Below are 15,362 nucleotides of genomic sequence, written 5' to 3' on the forward strand. Positions count from 1 at the left end.
ATGTTTGGTAAATTAAGTCTGGACGCGATACCGTTCCACGAGCCGATAGTGATGATCACCCTGGCGATGATCGCGCTGGGTGGCATCGCGTTGTTCGCGGCTATCACGTACTTCAAGAAGTGGACCTACCTGTGGACCGAATGGCTGACCTCTGTCGACCATAAGAAAATCGGTGTGATGTACATCGTGGTTGCCATGGTCATGCTGTTGCGTGGCTTTGCCGACGCCGTGATGATGCGTACCCAGTTGGCTGTCGCCACCAATGGCTCGGAAGGCTATCTGCCGCCTGAGCACTATGACCAGATCTTCACCGCTCACGGTGTGATCATGATCATCTTCATGGCGATGCCATTCTTCACCGGCCTGATGAACATCGTCGTGCCGCTGCAGATCGGCGCCCGTGACGTTGCCTTCCCGTTCCTGAACTCCCTGAGCTTCTGGCTGCTGGTATCCGGCGTGATCCTGGTCAACCTGTCCCTGGGCGTCGGCGAATTCGCACGTACCGGTTGGGTTGCCTATCCGCCTCTTTCCGAACTGGGCTACAGCCCGGGCGTGGGGGTCGATTACTACATCTGGGCGCTACAGCTATCGGGACTCGGGACGACACTCACGGGTGTCAACTTCCTGGTTACCGCGCTGAAAATGCGTACGCCTGGCATGAAGTTGATGGAAATGCCGATCTTCACCTGGACCTGCACCTTCGCCAACGTTCTGATCGTGGCTTCGTTCCCGATCCTGACGGCGACGCTGGGCCTGTTGACGCTTGACCGCTACATGGACTTCCATATTTTCACGAACGAATTGGGTGGTAACCCGATGATGTACGTGAACCTGTTCTGGGCATGGGGTCACCCTGAGGTTTACATCCTGGTGCTTCCGGCATTCGGGGTCTTCTCCGAGGTCATCTCCACGTTCTCCGGCAAGCGCCTGTTTGGTCACAAGTCGATGATCTTCGCCAGCGGCGGGATCACCGTGCTGGGCTTCATGGTCTGGCTGCACCACTTCTTCACCATGGGTTCGGGTGCCAACGTCAACGCCTTCTTCGGGCTGGCGACGATGCTCATTGCGATCCCGACAGGTGTGAAGCTGTTCAACTGGCTGTTCACGATTTACCAGGGCCGTCTGCGCTTCACCGCGCCGGTTCTCTGGACCCTGGGCTTCATGATCACCTTCTCGATCGGCGGCATGACCGGCGTTCTGTTGGCGATCCCTGGTGCCGACTTCGTGCTGCACAACAGCCTGTTCGTAATCGCTCACTTCCACAACGTCATCATCGGCGGTGCGGTCTTCGGTTACATCGCTGGCTTCGCGTTCTGGTTCCCTAAAGCGTTCGGCTTCAAGCTCAACGAAAACTGGGGCAAGGCTGCATTCGGCTTCTGGTTCACCGGTTTCTTCGTTGCGTTCATGCCGTTGTACTTCCTGGGCTTCCTGGGTATGACCCGTCGTCTGAACAGCACCGATAACCCTGAGTGGAACCTGTATCTGCACATCGCCTTCTGGGGCGCCATGCTGATCGCTTGCGGTATCGCCTGCCAGTTGATCCAGATCTACGTCAGTATCCGCGATCGCAAAGACAACATGGACGTCACCGGCGACCCATGGAATGGCCACACTCTGGAGTGGTCGACTTCTTCGCCGCCGCCGTTCTACAACTTTGCAGAGCTGCCGAAAGCCGACGAAATCGATGCGTTCACCGCGAACAAGCGTGCGGGCACGGCTTACAACGTTCCGGCTCACTACTCCGACATTCACATGCCTAACAACACCGCCACTGGCATGGTGATGGGCCTGCTGTTGACGGTGTTCGGGTTTGCCATGATCTGGCACATCTGGTGGTTGGCGATCGCCAGTCTGGTAGGAACAGTCGTTGCCTTCGTGATCCACGCAGCACGTGACGATCAGGGCTACATGGTTCCGGCCGCAGACGTAGCGCGTATCGAAGGTGAGCAGCACAAGGTCCTCGTGGCTAACGGCGCATACACTCCTGTCAATTCCACACTGGAGCAGGTTTAAACATGTCGAACTTAGTATTGAATCCAGGCGATGCCCACGGTCACGACCACGGGCATGATCATCACGACGCAGGAGCCATGACCGTCTACGGTTTCTGGCTCTACCTGATGACTGACTGTGTGTTGTTCGCGTCTGTATTCGCGGCCTACGCAGTGTTGTCCGGCAACGTGGCTGGCGGGCCTTCGGGCCACGACATCTTCGAACTGCCGTTCGTGCTGGTCGAAACCGCTTGCCTGCTGTTCAGTTCCATCACCTACGGCTTCGCCATGCTGGCGGTGCACAAGGGAAACAAGTCGCAGGTTCTGGGCTGGTTGGCCCTGACCTTCCTGTTCGGTGCCGCCTTCATCGGCATGGAGATCTTCGAGTTTCACAAGCTGATCTCCGAGGGCTTCGGTCCTAGCCGCAGCGGCTTCCTGTCGGGCTTCTTCGCCCTGGTAGGCATGCACGGCCTGCACGTGACCAGCGGCCTGATCTGGATGGGCATCATGATGTATCAGGTCCAGACTCGTGGCCTGACAGCGACCAACACCACGCGCCTGAGCTGCCTGAGTCTGTTCTGGCACTTCCTGGACGTGGTCTGGATCTGCGTCTTCACCGTTGTTTATCTGATGGGAGTCCTGTAATGGCTAACGCACATATCCACGCTGAAGAAACAAGTCACGGCAGCGTCAGGTCGTATGTCATCGGCTTCGTGTTGTCGGTAATCCTGACCGCGATCCCGTTCTGGCTGGTCATGGACCCAATCATGTCCAAGACGGCAACGCTTTGGACGATTTTGATCTTTGCAATCGTTCAGGTAATGGTTCACCTGGTGTACTTCCTGCACTTCGACCGTTCGCCTGGACAACGCAATAACGTGATTTCCTTCGCGTTTGCGGCGCTGGTCATTGTCCTGTTGGTTGGTCTCTCGTTGTGGATCATGTTCAGCATCCACACCGTCATGATGGCGCACTGAGGAAACCTGAATGTCCCTTAAGCACTTTATCCAAATCACCAAGCCGGGGATCATTTTCGGTAACGTGCTTTCGGTGGCAGGTGGCTTTTTTCTGGCTTCCAAAGGGCAGATCGACTTCGGCCTTTTTCTGGCCGCAGTCATCGGCACCTCGCTGGTTGTTGCATCCGGTTGCGTGTTCAACAACTGCATCGACCGTGACATTGACGTGAAGATGGAACGTACCAAGAACCGCGTGCTGGTACAGGGCCTGGTTTCATTGAAACTGGCGCTGCTCTACGCAACGATTCTGGGTGTGGTCGGTGTTGGCCTGCTGTACACCAAGGCCAACCCGCTGGCGGCGGTGTTCGCGGTCATCGGTTTTGTGATTTATGTCGGCTTCTACAGCCTGTACCTGAAGCGCAAATCGGTGCACGGAACCTTGGTGGGCAGTCTGTCGGGGGCCATGCCTCCGGTGATTGGCTACGTTGCGGTGAGCAACAGCTTCGACTTTGCTGCGCTGACGCTACTGGTGATGTTCAGCCTGTGGCAGATGCCGCATTCGTATGCCATTGCGATCTTCCGTTTCAACGACTACCTGGCCGCGAAGATTCCGGTTCTGCCGGTCGAGCGCGGTATCCTGGTCGCCAAGCGTCATATCCTGATGTACATCCTGGCGTTCCTGGTGGCTACCCTGATGTTGACCGTTGGCGGTTACGCCGGCCTCAACTACATGGCAGTCGCTGCAGCCATGGGCATGTACTGGCTGTACATGGCCTGGAAAGGCTACAAGGCGGTGGATGACATCGTCTGGGCACGCAAGCTGTTCGTCTTCTCCATCTTCACCATCAGCGCCTTGAGCGTGATGATGTCGCTGGACTTTCAGGTAACCAAAGAGTTGTTGGTGACTTACGCCTTCTGATTCCGCGCTAGCCTGAAACATGAAACCCCGTTGCTCGATTGAGGAACGGGGTTTTTTTATGGGCCGCAAATGATAGCAGCGTTGTCGCAATCGCCTTACAAGATCCTGGCCAGCAGGTTCTCCGCAAAACAGGTTATATGTCTGCCCACGTTGATTTGGCCTCGGGGCGAAGCGGGTAAGCTCCCCCGCAGGAGCTTGATTCGAGACAGTTTCAGCCGGACAGAGGGATTCAAACCATGACAAGCGGGGGCTGTTTGCAGCATGATGCATCCACTTTGTAGGTAATAGGTAACTGGTTTGTAGGACCGCGCCCTTGAAAGACTTCGAAACTGACTTTATGACTGACGAAAACATCTCTGGACCCCATCAGGCAACGGATACGCCGCCGCTCGTATCAATCGTTGCCCCTTGCTACAACGCCGAGAAGTTTCTGGAAGAGGCGATTGTCAGCATCTTCGCGCAGGATTACGCGAACTTAGAAGTCATCATCGTCGACGATGGTTCGACCGATAACAGCTACGCGATGCTTGAAGCACTCCAGTCGCGGTATCCGTTCCAGCTTTATCAGCAAGCGAACCAAGGCGTCAGCGCCACGCTCAATCACGGGTTGCAATACGCCAAAGGCGTCTACGTTTCCACGCCAGACCTGGACGACATCATGTTGCCGGGCTCGGTACGTATTCGTGCCGAGTATCTGGACAAACATCCCCATGTTGGTTGTGTCGGCGCGCTGATCATTTACATGGACAGCGAAGGCAACAACACCAAGTTCCAGAAGTTGAACGAAGTTAAACACCTCAACTTCGATGAAATACTCAGTGACGCCATCGTAGTCGGCGCGCCAGTTTCGTTGTATCGGATGGACGCCCTAAAGGCTGCGGGATTCTACGATCCGGACATCAAGGTGCAGGATTTCCAGATGACCCTGAAAATCGCGCATCAGGGTTATGGCATCGATGTCCTGCCGGTCAGCGTGACCCGTTATCGGCGTCATCCCAATAACCTGTCACGCAAGTACAAAGTGCTGCTGGATGCTGATCTGCAGACCATTGCGCCCTACACCGCGCACCCCGCGTACCAGAGCGGTCGCACCGCGATCCTCAACAAGGCGCTCAAGTACGCCGTGGTCACCGATAAAAAGCACGCCTGGAGCCTGTTGCGCTCGATCCCTTTTCGACATCTGAACATGACGACCTTCCGCCGCTTCAAGCGCTTGCTGCTGCATCGCCACAGCGGCTAAGCGGTACTTGCCAGACACCTCGTCATTCTTGTCTGCGGATTGCCATGAATCTCCTCGACCTGTTGAAAAAGCGCAACACCCGAAAACGCCTGCGCCGCATGGACAAACTGGAGCGCGCACCGGAAAAGATCAGGCTCGAATATCCGCGTTACACCGTCGGGGTCGGCACTTACGGCACTTACGGCATTCCTGAATTCATTGAGTTTGGCGATGACACCATCCATCGTCGCTGCCGGAGCCATCGTGACCCGCGATGTCGCGCCGTTCTCGGTCGTGGGCGGCAACCCGTGCAAGTTTATCCGCTGGCGCTTCGATGCAGACGTGCGCGACTTGCTGCTGCAAGCCGCGTGGTGGGACTGGCCGATGGAAGAGGTCAAGTCCGTGGCGCGGATGCTGAGCAGCTCGGACATGGATGCGTTCCTGGGTTATATCCGCGGGCGAGCAACCCTGTAGACGCGACGTTGTTCGCGAGGCGATTGTCCTGACGACAGGTTCAAAGCCTCGCTGACACCTTGGTCACTACAGAAACAACTGATTACCGGTGTCATCCATCACTTCGCAAACAATTGCCCGATATCCTTGAATGCCTTGAATTCCAGAGCATTGCCGCACGGATCGAACAGAAACATCGTCGCCTGCTCACCTACCTGGCCCTGGAAGCGCACATAAGGTTCGATCACGAACTGGATGCCCTGTGAACGCAGGCGTTCTGCCAGAACTTCCCAGTCTTCCCAGCTTAATACCACCCCAAAATGCGGTACGGGCACGTCATGTCCATCTACGGCATTGGTGTGGGCGGACTCTTGGGATGCGGTCTTCGGGTGTTCGTGGATCACCAGTTGATGCCCGTAGAAATCGTAATCCACCCAGTGGTCACTGGAGCGTCCTTCGGCGAAGCCGAAAATGGTGCTGTAGAAATGCCGCGCGGCTGCAAGGTCATAAACCGGAATTGCCAGGTGAAAGGGAGTAAGGCTCACGGGAAAATCCTGTTTTTATGGGAACGGTTCATTTTAGATAGAAAGAAATTTATACAAAGCGGATATATTTGCTGCTCAGCTCAAATAATTTCGATCAATCGAGACGCTCATGTTGCGTGAACTGAAGACTTTCATGGCCGTGGCACGGCATGGCACATTCGCCGCCGCTGGCATGCACATCGGCTTGACTCAGTCAGCCGTCAGCTCGCAGATCAAGAATCTGGAGCAGGCTTTGGGAGTGCGACTCTTCGACCGCACCGGACGTCAGGCAATTCTCAATGCTGCCGGCATACGCGCATTGCCTCTGGCTCGGGAAATGTTCGAGTTGTTCAATCAGATGTCGATTGCGCAAAACCCTGACGAGTACCACGGCGAAATGAAGATCGGCGCGATTGCCAGCGCTCAGACCGGTTTCCTGCCCCAGGCCCTGCTGCGGTTGCGCCGTGTCGCGCCGGCAGTGGAGGCCAAGCTGGTGCCGGGCGTTTCGCTGGATCTGCTCAGTCAGATAGATGCCGGCGAACTGGACGTCGCGATCCTGATCAAGCCACCGTTCGAGCTGCCCAAGGAACTCCACGTTCAGGCGCTGGAGACCGAACCCTTCGTGCTGATCGTGCCAATGGACGTGAAGGGTGACGACCCGCTGACCGTCCTGCTTGAGCAGCCCCATGTGCGTTACGACCGCTCTTCCTTCGGCGGCCGGCAGGTCACCCGGTTTCTGCGCGAGCAGCGGATCGAGGTACGAGTGGCGCTGGAACTGGACGAGCTGGACGCCATCGTCAAGTTTGTCGAAAACGGCCTGGGCGTTTCGCTTATTCCCCAGGCCGGGCTCTGGCTGGAGCGCGACGTCAACCTGCGGGTCATCCCACTGGGCAGTCTGACCTTCCATCGCGAAGTGGTCCTGCTGATGCGGCGCAGCCAGCGCGATCTTCCCCTGCACCGGCTGTTCGCTCGCTGCCTGTCGAAAACCGATCCGGCCGAAGAAGTCCTCTGCCTTCCGCACAGTTGAACGTCATGTGGAGGTTTATGTGGATTTGAAGCCTCAGGGTGCGGATGATTCTGGCAGAATACGAGCTTGGCCTGATTCGTCCAGGCAGCTGCTAATGACAGAGGGCGTTATGAGTCACGAAAGTATCAACTGGGACAAACTGGGTTTCGACTACATCAAAACTGATATGCGCTACCTCTCTCACTGGCGTGATGGTGCCTGGGACGAGGGCGCGCTGACCGAAGACAACGTTCTGCACATCAGTGAAGGTTCCACGGCGCTGCATTACGGTCAGCAATGCTTTGAAGGCCTCAAGGCCTATCGTTGCAAGGATGGCTCGATCAATCTGTTCCGTCCTGACCAGAACGCCCAGCGCATGCAGCGCAGCTGTTCGCGTCTGCTGATGCCTCATGTGCCGACCGATGTGTTCATCGAAGCCTGCAAACAAGTGGTCAAGGCCAACGAACGCTTCATCCCGCCGTACGGTTCAGGCGGCGCGCTTTATCTGCGTCCGTTCGTGATCGGCGTGGGCGACAACATCGGCGTACGTACCGCTCCCGAATTCATTTTCTCGATCTTCTGCATTCCGGTCGGCGCCTATTTCAAGGGCGGCCTGAAGCCGAACAACTTCGTGATTTCCGGTTACGACCGCGCGGCACCGAACGGCACTGGCGCAGCCAAAGTCGGCGGCAACTACGCCGCCAGCCTGATGCCAGGTTCCGAAGCCAAGAAGAACCACTTCGCCGACTGCATCTACCTGGACCCGCAAACTCATTCGAAGATCGAAGAAGTCGGTTCGGCCAACTTCTTCGCCATCACCCACGATGACGTATTCATCACGCCCAAGTCGCCGTCAGTGCTGCCGGGTATTACCCGCCTGTCGCTGATCGAACTGGCGCAAAGCCGTCTGGGCCTGAAAGTGGTTGAAGGTGACGTGTTCATCGACCAGATCGCCGACTTCAAGGAAGCTGGCGCGTGCGGTACCGCTGCGGTCATCACGCCAATCGGCGGGATTTCCTACAAGGACAAGCTACATGTGTTCTACAGCGAAACCGAGGTCGGTCCGGTAACCCGCAAGCTGTACGCGGAATTGACCGGCGTACAGTCCGGCGACGTTGAAGCGCCACAGGGCTGGATCGTCAAGGTTTGATCGGCACAAACGTGTAGGAGCGAATTTGTGTGGGAGCGAGCTTGCTCGCGAAGCTTCTGAAACGAGGCCTCGCCAACAAGCTGGCTCCTGCAACTTACTGCCCCGGCACCGCCAACCAGTGTCCGACCACGGTCTGATATGCGCCGGTGGCCTTGCTCAAATGCAGCCATTGATCAACAAAGCCCTTCCACGTCACGTCATCGCGCGGCAACAGATACGCCTTCTCGCCATATTGCATGTACTGCGCAGGGTTGATCGCGCACAGTCCAGGCATGCGTTTTTGCTGGTACAGCGCTTCCGAAGCATCGGTGATCATCACGTCAGCCTTCTTGTCCAGCAACTGCTGAAAGATGGTCTTGTTGTCGTGAAACGCCAACTGCGCCTTGGGCAGGTATGCGTGTACAAAAGCTTCGTTGGTGCCACCGGCAGGCTCGATCAGGCGCACTGATGGCTGATTGATCTGCTCGATGGTCTGATACAAAGCGTGGTCTTCACAGCGGGTAAGCGGAATCTTGCCGTCGATGTCCAGCATGTTGCTGAAGAAGGCTTTCTTCTGGCGCTCAAGGGTTACCGAAATCCCGCCCATGGCGATGTCGCACTTGCCCGCAATCATGTCCGGCATCAGGGTTTTCCAGGTGGTCGGCACCCACTGGATCTTCGCCCCCAGGCTTTGCGCCAGCGAGCGCGCCATTTCAATATCGATACCTTCGTACTCGCCGTCTTCGCGCAGGAACGTGTACGGTTTGTAATCGCCGGTGGTGCATACCGCCAGTTGCCCGCCTTGCAGGACCTTGTCCAGATGGGACGCGGCCGGCTCTTCGGCGAAAGCCATGTTGGATAGTCCACACAGCAAGGTGGCGATTGCGCTGTACTTGAGTCTCTTCATGCAGTGATGCTCACTTCTAGTGATTGTTCTAGTGAGGGGTGTTCGGTTGGTTCTCAACTTTCCCGTCTCCAGGTCCTGGGGCTGATGTCGATGCTGCCGTCCTGGCGTTGCCGATAAGCCGTGTAGGGCAGGGCGACGGTATCCAGCACCGCGCAGACAGCGGCGTCGATCAACAATCCCGGCATGGCGTACCCGCTACGACCGGCATGTTCAGGAGGTGCGTTGAGCAGGCAGAAATCGTAATACACCCCGCTGTAGACCCGTGGCACGGTGGCGCAATAGGACTTCTGGTCGATCAACTCGCGGCTGGTGACTTCATCGCCGCGCAAAACCGTATTGATGCTTCCGCATCCGCTCAATACCAAGCCGAGGGCCAACAAGGCAATTATTTTCATGGCATGCATCCTTGCTCAAAAGGCCTGAGGATAGCGGCGCCAACGCGGTTTTGGTGATTTTTTTTCCAGCTTTCGAATCTGTGAGCGGGGATTTACGCTTGAACATTTCGTTAAAAGGCGTAATGTTCGCCCCATGATTCTCGAACAGCTCAAAGCGGTCGGTAATGACACTCGCATGACGATCATGGAGTGGCTCAAGGACCCGCAAACTCACTTTCCTCCCCAGGACCATGGCGATCCGGCGATTGGTGTGTGCATGTCGCACATTCAGCGCAAGGCCAGCCTGTCACCGTCCTCGGCGTCTGCGCACCTGGCGATTTTGCAGAGGGCAGGGCTGCTCCAGGCAACGAGAATCGGCAAATGGACTTACTTCCGACGCGACGAACAGACCATCGACCAGTTCGCCGCCCGACTGAAAAACGAACTCTGATTTTTGATCATACGTTTCGTCATTATGCGTAATGATGAAATATAGGATTACTTATGCCCCGCTGTGGGAGCGAGCTTGCTCGCGAAGCCGTCATGCCCTCCAGCGCATCTTTATAGCTGGGGATATTGCCTTCGCGAGCAAGCTCGCTCCCACGCGACTACTTTAAATTTCATTAATTGAGGAATACCCCCATGAGCAACAAAACCATTTACGTACAAGCCGGCGGCGGTTACGACAACGTCACAATCGGCGATAGCGAAGTTCGTGCGCCACACGTCGGCGAGATCAGCGTGCGGTTACGTGCCAACTCCCTGAACTACCACGACTTCGCAGTCGTCAGCGGCATGTGGGGCCCGAGTGAGGCGCGCATTCCCATGGCCGATGGTGCGGGTGAAGTCATCGCGGTAGGCGAGGGCGTCAGCGAATTCAAGGTTGGCGACTCGGTCGTCAGCACCTTCTTCCCGGACTGGATCGATGGCACGCCCCTGGTCGAAGGTTTCGTCAGCGTGCCCGGCGACGGCATCGACGGTTACGCCCGTGAGCAGGTAACGGCACGCGCCACTTCATTCACCCTGGCGCCGACCGGATATAGCCACGCCGAAGCCGCCACGCTGACCACCGCCGGTTTGACTGCCTGGCGTGCGCTGATGGCCGACGACTCCCTCAAGCCTGGTGACACCGTGCTGATTCAGGGTACCGGCGGCGTGTCCATCTTCGCCTTGCAGTTCGCGAAAATGGCTGGCGCGACGGTCATTGCAACGTCCTCCAGCGACGAAAAGCTCAGCCGTCTGAAAGCCATGGGCGCTGATCATTTGATCAACTACCGCAAGGACACCAATTGGGGTGAGACCGCCCGCGCATTGACCGGCGGCCGGGGTGTGGATCACGTGATAGAAGTAGGCGGGCCATCGACGCTGGAGCAATCGATGATTGCTGCGCGGGTTGGCGGGCATATCTCGGTGATTGGTATTTTGACGGGCGTTGCCGGGCAGCTTTCATTCGTGCCGGCACTGGTCAAACAGTTGCGTCTGCAAGGCGTTCTGGTGGGTAGCCGCACACAACAGCAGGATATGATTCGCGCGATCAATGCCAGTGGCATGCGCCCGGTTATTGATCGGCACTTTCCGTTGAGTGAAATAGTTGAAGCGTTCCGTTACCAGGAAACCAATCAACACTTCGGCAAGATCTGTCTGGATATCTAACTTCAGGCACAGCGAGCAAGCCTGCGTGCAGGCTTGCTCTATCTTTTGCTATGCACATTTAATTGTCACGGTTGTTTCGACTTGCCTGACGTGTAAGTCACCGAAGCGTACTTGCGTTTCGAATCCGGCGAAGCCGAATGATCGGAACTGCCCGGCACTCTCAATGAGTTGATAGCCTGGTTTACCTGAAAGCCACGTTTGATATCCCGCGCCTGAACTTCAAAGCTTTTAACGGTTGAATCAAACGTTGCAGGAGTCGCCAGCAACGCATTAAGTTCTTCGTCGTTTACAAGGCGAGTCTCATCCTCAGACAAATGCATTGTCCACCTCCTCTTTTAAGTTTTGGTCAGTCAGTCAGTTTCACATGTTAAAGGTCTTACAGATCTTTACCTTGCACGTAACCTGAACCCAGATCCGCACCGGTAATCGGGTTGGCATCCGGATCGGACATGGTGCGTTCCTTCATGGTCAACAACACGGCTTCGTCATCTGTGGACAACTCGACCGATGCAGTACCGTCACCGCCATCTACTGCAGGTTGTGGTGATTCCACATATTCCCACTCGTCGCCTTCATTCCACGGGCCACGCAGGTTCGGCTCGCCGGCAGACATGTTGAAGTACACGTTGGCGAACTCAGGCATGCCAGGCAGTTTTCCTTGCGGGAAGTTTGGCTGGATCGAGTGCAGCGCTTTTTCGAACGACTTCTGGTGCGCGATTTCCCGGGTCATCAAAAAGCCCAGGGCTTCTTTGATACCTGGATCATCCGTCACATTCATCAGGCGCTCATAAACGATCTTCGCCCGTGCTTCTGCCGCGATATTGGAACGGAAGTCCGCAGTCGGTTCGCCGATAGTATCGACATACGCAGCTGTCCATGGCACACCGGCCGAGTTGGTCAGTGGCGCACCGCAGCCGTAGAGCAAAGAAGTAATATGCGAATCATTGCCCGCGCCATTGATTGCACGATACAACTCACCTTCCTGCTGTACGCCTTCAGCCAACTGACCTTTGCCGCCACGGTTCAGCATGCAAATAATCGAACCGATGATTTCCAGGTGGCTAAGTTCTTCGGTGGCAATATCCATCAGCAAGTCTTTACGACCTGCATCCTCTTCTGCCAACGCTTGAGTGAAGTAGCGCGCCGCTGCTGCCAGTTCACCTTGAGCACCACCGAACTGCTCCAGAAGAAGATTGGCCAGACCTGGATCAGGTCGTGCGACACGCACGGTATACTGCAAACGCTTGTTATGAATGAACATGGTTCTATTCCTCATCTTATTAAGCCAAAACGGCTGTCGGTGGACATATGATTGGCCACAGTAAAGGGAGCACCGAGCCGTGAAAGCTGTTCAGCCAAGTTGACGAATGGTAGTAAAAAAATGAAATTGTGTAATAAGCGAACCCATTTGAGTGTTAGAAAAGTTGCTTATTTGTCGTTTTGAGTGATGGCTTCAGCGTGGCCGCGATGCCCGCTCAGGTATAAGCCAGAAGCCGACCGCACAGCACCACGCACAGCCATAATCCGATTGATAACACAGCCTGGATCTTGGCGATTGCGGGTGCTGCGACACCTGTGTTCCAGCGATTGACCGAGCGGTATACGCCTATGTGGAACAGTGCGGCATTGATGCCTGCGAGGGCGATCAGGCTCAGTTTCAAGAGGAAAATGTTGTTGCCGGCGAAGTCATGGGGATGTGCCGAGAACATCATCAAACCGGCGGGAACAATCAGTAGCAGGGCGGCGAGGGCAAATCGCAACAAGTGCCGAGCCAGCGCCGTGACTGCAATTTCCCGCGATAGCCCGAGCACCCGCAGATCGAACATGACCACCGAGCCGACTAGTACTGCAAAGCCGATGATGTGCACTACTTCGACCAGCGGATAAAGCCACAGATCGCTGCGCATGGCCGAACCCACCGGCGATGCGTCCAGCCAGTCCAGCCAGGTGTTTGCGCCTGAGCCTGTCGGGGCTGCATTCATCAGCGCAACTCGGTGGTCTTGTCGCCAATGGTGATGCGTTCGGCGCGTAACTCTTCGGGTTTGCTGCGATTCTGATAGCCGACCACGCTGGCTTGATTCCCGACCTTGAGCATTTCCTTGGTCAGACCCCGATTTTCCATACGGGATGGCGGTGCCAGTACGACATTCCAGGTTTTATCAGCGGTTTTGAGGCGCACGAATCCGTGAGGATGGGAGTAACCGGACTCTTCGATCGTGCCTTGCAGCTGCAATGCCTTGCTGGAGTCGTACTCGCTCCAGCCGTGATGGGCGAACGCAGTCGTAGCAACCAGTACTGCGGACAATCCAACGCACTTGAGCATGCCTTTCATGACGCGGTCCTCTTGTTGTCTTTTCTTCTGTGCAGGGCAGAAGCGTAGACGGGACTGGCGCCGTGTTAAGTGCAGGTCAGCGAAGACATGCCTGGACAGCGTTGCGGTGCCGTGCCTGAAGCCAGCAAGGACAAGGCTTGGGCACGTGAATGCCGCTTGTCAGGCAGCGCTGGTTTTGCTGATCAGGCCATCCCGAACTTCGGAGGCGTAGTTCAGCAGGCTGGATTCGGATTCTTGATAGTTGGCCGAAAGCTCAATCAGTGCCTGGGCTTCAGCATGCTTGCCGCTGTCCGCGAGGCTGTTGGCTTCCTTGAGCATGTTGGCCAAAGACCATCTCAGCAGGTGGGCGGCCGAGACCAGAGCATTCTGAAGTTGTTGGTTTTCTTTGGTGAGACCCATGTTGATTCCCTTCCAGGTCAGTGCTGTGCCAAACGATATGGCGATTTGATGCGGCGAAATATAGCAAACCTAAGCTGCTGAATTATGGATATTTAGTTGGCCGATTCATCGCGCGAATGCCAGGCACAAAAAAAACCGGCTCAGTGGCCGGTTTTGTGAATCCTAAGCTTAGGGTCGCATCAAGCTTCAATTTCGTTGCTGAAGCGGATCGGAACCTGCTGTTTTGGCTTTCGGACCCGCAACCGCCCAGGCCAGCAGCCCGAGAACCGGAACAAACACCAGCACGATGATCCACAGCGCCTTGCTTTCACGTTGGCCATCGCTCCTCATGACTCGGGTCACCGCCCACAGCACGGCAACAATAAGCAGCGTCACAATGGATATCCAGGCCAGCGGAACATCCATGATGTTCGCCAGCACGTCCCAGATTTGTTTGAGTTCCATACATCTCCCCCTTGGTTGTAACTGTTTAGGCAGGGTGATGCGCAAAGGGTTCAGTGTTGTGTACGGGGACAAATCCTTCTTGCCCCAGCGCCTTCGACAATGTTGTCTACACTCACCTGCGCCGACAGGTCAGGAATGTTCCCGGCCCGCAGTCACGGAGGCTTGGCATGATCTCTAGCCAGGAGTTAACCCACATTGTCGAAATGGCGTTCTTGCCCAAGAGATGCACCTGCATCATCGACCCGGCCGGCTCGATGACCGTCCAGATTTTCAATCAGAACACTGACAAGGAAGAGCTGACATTCGCTGGCATCGACGCCTCCAACCTGACTGCCGGCCGAGCCATTGCAAATCTGGTTCTCGGGCTGAGAGAGGAAATGCGGCTTTGGCATTTGCAGCCGGAGCAACGGCAGTGTCGGCGGGCGTGACACCACATCAGATGCGCGGACGACAGACACAAAAAAACCGGCCCAAATGGCCGGTTTCTTCGTGTCCGTGAGTCGGTAGAAACTCACGGTTGTTGCTATATGGTGCCCGAGGGAGACTCGAATAATAGCATAACTCTATAATTAACATGGTTTTTTGCATGTGTACACTTCCACGTTGTACCGTAAAGTGTACATCCGGCCTGCCTCCAATAAGAGTTGGTGCGGATGGAAGCTTGATCGGATTTCTCCAACCAATTTCCGACGAGCTGTAGATAAAACCTACAAAAAATGTTTACGGATAGACTTCCTAGCCTGCCCAAAAGGGCCGAAACCGATACATGGCAAACTTTTGCTTTCACTCGGGAGTTATTAGCACAAAAGCGTTCACTTTATGAACTCCTCGCTCTGGTCGATCGTGTCTAGGACGCCCCGAACATTGTTGGCGACGTCCGCCGATCCGCGCATCTCTACCACTTCGAAAGTTCCATGATTGTGGCCTCCAGGGCGAGCTGATTTCCGTTGATCTTGAATAGCAGGGAAGGAATTAAGTCAGAGTTTGTGACCCCAAAAGTCAGGATCGGTGTCCAACTTTTGGGGGCAGTTCATTTGGAATGCGTATCCCCTGTAG

At 55.9% G+C, this 15,362-nt stretch carries 19 protein-coding genes and 2 pseudogenes; 11 read left to right on the forward strand and 10 right to left on the reverse strand.

All coding sequences use genetic code 11. The features are described from left to right. The 6 genes and pseudogenes from cyoB to AFK24_RS32110 all read left to right on the forward strand — a co-directional run. Complete coding sequence (gene cyoB, locus AFK24_RS22370) at nt 1-2,013, forward strand: cytochrome o ubiquinol oxidase subunit I (RefSeq protein WP_065835307.1); 2,013 nt, start codon at nt 1-3, stop codon at nt 2,011-2,013. Nucleotides 2,014-2,015: 2 nt separating this feature from the next. Beyond that, nucleotides 2,016-2,636 carry a cytochrome o ubiquinol oxidase subunit III gene (locus tag AFK24_RS22375; protein ID WP_044901468.1) on the forward strand — a complete coding sequence of 207 codons (621 nt, stop codon included), beginning with the start codon at nt 2,016-2,018 and terminating at the stop codon, nt 2,634-2,636. Beyond that, nucleotides 2,636-2,968: a cytochrome o ubiquinol oxidase subunit IV gene (gene cyoD, locus AFK24_RS22380; RefSeq protein ID WP_020292152.1), complete on the forward strand. Its 333-nt coding sequence runs from the start codon at nt 2,636-2,638 to the stop codon at nt 2,966-2,968. Before AFK24_RS22375 ends, cyoD begins: the two co-directional genes overlap by 1 nt. A 10-nt stretch (nt 2,969-2,978) precedes the next feature. Next, nucleotides 2,979-3,866, forward strand: coding sequence for a heme o synthase (gene cyoE, locus AFK24_RS22385; protein WP_065835308.1), 888 nt, complete (start codon nt 2,979-2,981; stop codon nt 3,864-3,866). A gap of 337 nt (nt 3,867-4,203) precedes the next feature. Beyond that, a complete protein-coding gene (locus AFK24_RS22390) occupies nt 4,204-5,106 on the forward strand; it encodes a glycosyltransferase family 2 protein (RefSeq protein WP_065835370.1) in 903 nt (300 codons plus the stop codon). 219 nt (nt 5,107-5,325) lie between these two features. Beyond that, nucleotides 5,326-5,425 (forward strand): annotated as a pseudogene (locus tag AFK24_RS32110) (antibiotic acetyltransferase); the annotation flags it as partial. 232 nt (nt 5,426-5,657) lie between these two features. Here AFK24_RS32110 and AFK24_RS22400 read toward each other — a convergent pair. Beyond that, entirely contained in the window at nt 5,658-6,083 is a 426-nt protein-coding gene (locus AFK24_RS22400) for a VOC family protein (RefSeq protein WP_065835309.1), read from the reverse strand. Nucleotides 6,084-6,192: 109 nt separating this feature from the next. Between AFK24_RS22400 and AFK24_RS22405 the strand changes: the two genes are divergently transcribed. Both AFK24_RS22405 and AFK24_RS22410 read left to right on the forward strand, forming a co-directional pair. Continuing rightward, a complete protein-coding gene (locus AFK24_RS22405; protein ID WP_065835310.1) occupies nt 6,193-7,089 on the forward strand; it encodes a LysR family transcriptional regulator in 897 nt (298 codons plus the stop codon). A gap of 109 nt (nt 7,090-7,198) precedes the next feature. After that, the gene (locus AFK24_RS22410; protein ID WP_065835311.1) at nt 7,199-8,218 is read left to right on the forward strand and encodes a branched-chain amino acid aminotransferase; all 1,020 of its coding nucleotides are present in this window, start codon (nt 7,199-7,201) and stop codon (nt 8,216-8,218) included. A 94-nt stretch (nt 8,219-8,312) separates the two neighbouring features. On the opposite strand, the gene AFK24_RS22415 is transcribed toward AFK24_RS22410, so the two are convergent. Both AFK24_RS22415 and AFK24_RS22420 read right to left on the reverse strand, forming a co-directional pair. Beyond that, nucleotides 8,313-9,104 (reverse strand): transporter substrate-binding domain-containing protein, encoded by a 792-nt coding sequence (locus AFK24_RS22415; protein WP_065835312.1) that lies wholly within the window; start codon nt 9,102-9,104, stop codon nt 8,313-8,315. A 53-nt stretch (nt 9,105-9,157) separates the two neighbouring features. Beyond that, nucleotides 9,158-9,499 carry a YceK/YidQ family lipoprotein gene (locus tag AFK24_RS22420; protein WP_065835313.1) on the reverse strand — a complete coding sequence of 114 codons (342 nt, stop codon included), beginning with the start codon at nt 9,497-9,499 and terminating at the stop codon, nt 9,158-9,160. Between the two features lie 133 nt (nt 9,500-9,632). Between AFK24_RS22420 and AFK24_RS22425 the strand changes: the two genes are divergently transcribed. Together AFK24_RS22425 and AFK24_RS22430 are read left to right on the forward strand one after the other, a co-directional pair. Continuing rightward, nucleotides 9,633-9,929, forward strand: coding sequence for an ArsR/SmtB family transcription factor (locus AFK24_RS22425; RefSeq protein WP_065835314.1), 297 nt, complete (start codon nt 9,633-9,635; stop codon nt 9,927-9,929). A 191-nt stretch (nt 9,930-10,120) separates the two neighbouring features. Then, nucleotides 10,121-11,131: a zinc-dependent alcohol dehydrogenase family protein gene (locus tag AFK24_RS22430; protein WP_065835315.1), complete on the forward strand. Its 1,011-nt coding sequence runs from the start codon at nt 10,121-10,123 to the stop codon at nt 11,129-11,131. 65 nt (nt 11,132-11,196) lie between these two features. On the opposite strand, the gene AFK24_RS22435 is transcribed toward AFK24_RS22430, so the two are convergent. The 6 genes from AFK24_RS22435 to AFK24_RS22460 form a co-directional block, all read right to left on the reverse strand. Then, the gene (locus AFK24_RS22435; protein WP_065835316.1) at nt 11,197-11,451 is read right to left on the reverse strand and encodes a hypothetical protein; all 255 of its coding nucleotides are present in this window, start codon (nt 11,449-11,451) and stop codon (nt 11,197-11,199) included. A 56-nt stretch (nt 11,452-11,507) separates the two neighbouring features. Continuing rightward, entirely contained in the window at nt 11,508-12,392 is an 885-nt protein-coding gene (locus tag AFK24_RS22440) for a manganese catalase family protein (RefSeq protein ID WP_065835317.1), read from the reverse strand. Between the two features lie 214 nt (nt 12,393-12,606). Then, a complete protein-coding gene (locus AFK24_RS22445) occupies nt 12,607-13,113 on the reverse strand; it encodes a DUF6644 family protein (RefSeq protein WP_065835318.1) in 507 nt (168 codons plus the stop codon). After that, nucleotides 13,113-13,463 carry a DUF6152 family protein gene (locus AFK24_RS22450; protein WP_065835319.1) on the reverse strand — a complete coding sequence of 117 codons (351 nt, stop codon included), beginning with the start codon at nt 13,461-13,463 and terminating at the stop codon, nt 13,113-13,115. Before AFK24_RS22450 ends, AFK24_RS22445 begins: the two co-directional genes overlap by 1 nt. Nucleotides 13,464-13,622: 159 nt before the next feature. After that, nucleotides 13,623-13,862, reverse strand: coding sequence for a hypothetical protein (locus tag AFK24_RS22455; RefSeq protein ID WP_065835320.1), 240 nt, complete (start codon nt 13,860-13,862; stop codon nt 13,623-13,625). A gap of 186 nt (nt 13,863-14,048) precedes the next feature. Further along, nucleotides 14,049-14,306, reverse strand: a complete 258-nt coding sequence (locus tag AFK24_RS22460) for a PLD nuclease N-terminal domain-containing protein (protein WP_080482252.1) — start codon at nt 14,304-14,306, stop codon at nt 14,049-14,051. 167 nt (nt 14,307-14,473) lie between these two features. Between AFK24_RS22460 and AFK24_RS22465 the strand changes: the two genes are divergently transcribed. Continuing rightward, entirely contained in the window at nt 14,474-14,734 is a 261-nt protein-coding gene (locus AFK24_RS22465; protein WP_065835321.1) for a DUF1652 domain-containing protein, read from the forward strand. A gap of 355 nt (nt 14,735-15,089) precedes the next feature. Here AFK24_RS22465 and AFK24_RS31645 read toward each other — a convergent pair. Further along, nucleotides 15,090-15,309: pseudogene (locus tag AFK24_RS31645) on the reverse strand (hypothetical protein). Nucleotides 15,310-15,362: the final 53 nt, after the last annotated feature.

Origin of the sequence: Pseudomonas syringae (assembly GCF_001698815.1) — a bacterium.
Classification (GTDB): Bacteria; Pseudomonadota; Gammaproteobacteria; order Pseudomonadales; family Pseudomonadaceae; genus Aquipseudomonas; species Aquipseudomonas syringae_A.

Coding starts and splice junctions, on each gene's coding strand:
- cyoB (WP_065835307.1), top strand. CDS start 1: ATGTTTGGTAAATTAAGTCTGGACGCGATACCGTTCCACGAGCCGATA.
- AFK24_RS22375 (WP_044901468.1), top strand. CDS start 2,016: ATGTCGAACTTAGTATTGAATCCAGGCGATGCCCACGGTCACGACCAC.
- cyoD (WP_020292152.1), top strand. CDS start 2,636: ATGGCTAACGCACATATCCACGCTGAAGAAACAAGTCACGGCAGCGTC.
- cyoE (WP_065835308.1), top strand. CDS start 2,979: ATGTCCCTTAAGCACTTTATCCAAATCACCAAGCCGGGGATCATTTTC.
- AFK24_RS22390 (WP_065835370.1), top strand. CDS start 4,204: ATGACTGACGAAAACATCTCTGGACCCCATCAGGCAACGGATACGCCG.
- AFK24_RS22405 (WP_065835310.1), top strand. CDS start 6,193: ATGTTGCGTGAACTGAAGACTTTCATGGCCGTGGCACGGCATGGCACA.
- AFK24_RS22410 (WP_065835311.1), top strand. CDS start 7,199: ATGAGTCACGAAAGTATCAACTGGGACAAACTGGGTTTCGACTACATC.
- AFK24_RS22415 (WP_065835312.1), bottom strand. CDS start 9,104: ATGAAGAGACTCAAGTACAGCGCAATCGCCACCTTGCTGTGTGGACTA.
- AFK24_RS22420 (WP_065835313.1), bottom strand. CDS start 9,499: ATGAAAATAATTGCCTTGTTGGCCCTCGGCTTGGTATTGAGCGGATGC.
- AFK24_RS22425 (WP_065835314.1), top strand. CDS start 9,633: ATGATTCTCGAACAGCTCAAAGCGGTCGGTAATGACACTCGCATGACG.
- AFK24_RS22430 (WP_065835315.1), top strand. CDS start 10,121: ATGAGCAACAAAACCATTTACGTACAAGCCGGCGGCGGTTACGACAAC.
- AFK24_RS22435 (WP_065835316.1), bottom strand. CDS start 11,451: ATGCATTTGTCTGAGGATGAGACTCGCCTTGTAAACGACGAAGAACTT.
- AFK24_RS22440 (WP_065835317.1), bottom strand. CDS start 12,392: ATGTTCATTCATAACAAGCGTTTGCAGTATACCGTGCGTGTCGCACGA.
- AFK24_RS22445 (WP_065835318.1), bottom strand. CDS start 13,113: ATGAATGCAGCCCCGACAGGCTCAGGCGCAAACACCTGGCTGGACTGG.
- AFK24_RS22450 (WP_065835319.1), bottom strand. CDS start 13,463: ATGAAAGGCATGCTCAAGTGCGTTGGATTGTCCGCAGTACTGGTTGCT.
- AFK24_RS22455 (WP_065835320.1), bottom strand. CDS start 13,862: ATGGGTCTCACCAAAGAAAACCAACAACTTCAGAATGCTCTGGTCTCG.
- AFK24_RS22460 (WP_080482252.1), bottom strand. CDS start 14,306: ATGGAACTCAAACAAATCTGGGACGTGCTGGCGAACATCATGGATGTT.
- AFK24_RS22465 (WP_065835321.1), top strand. CDS start 14,474: ATGATCTCTAGCCAGGAGTTAACCCACATTGTCGAAATGGCGTTCTTG.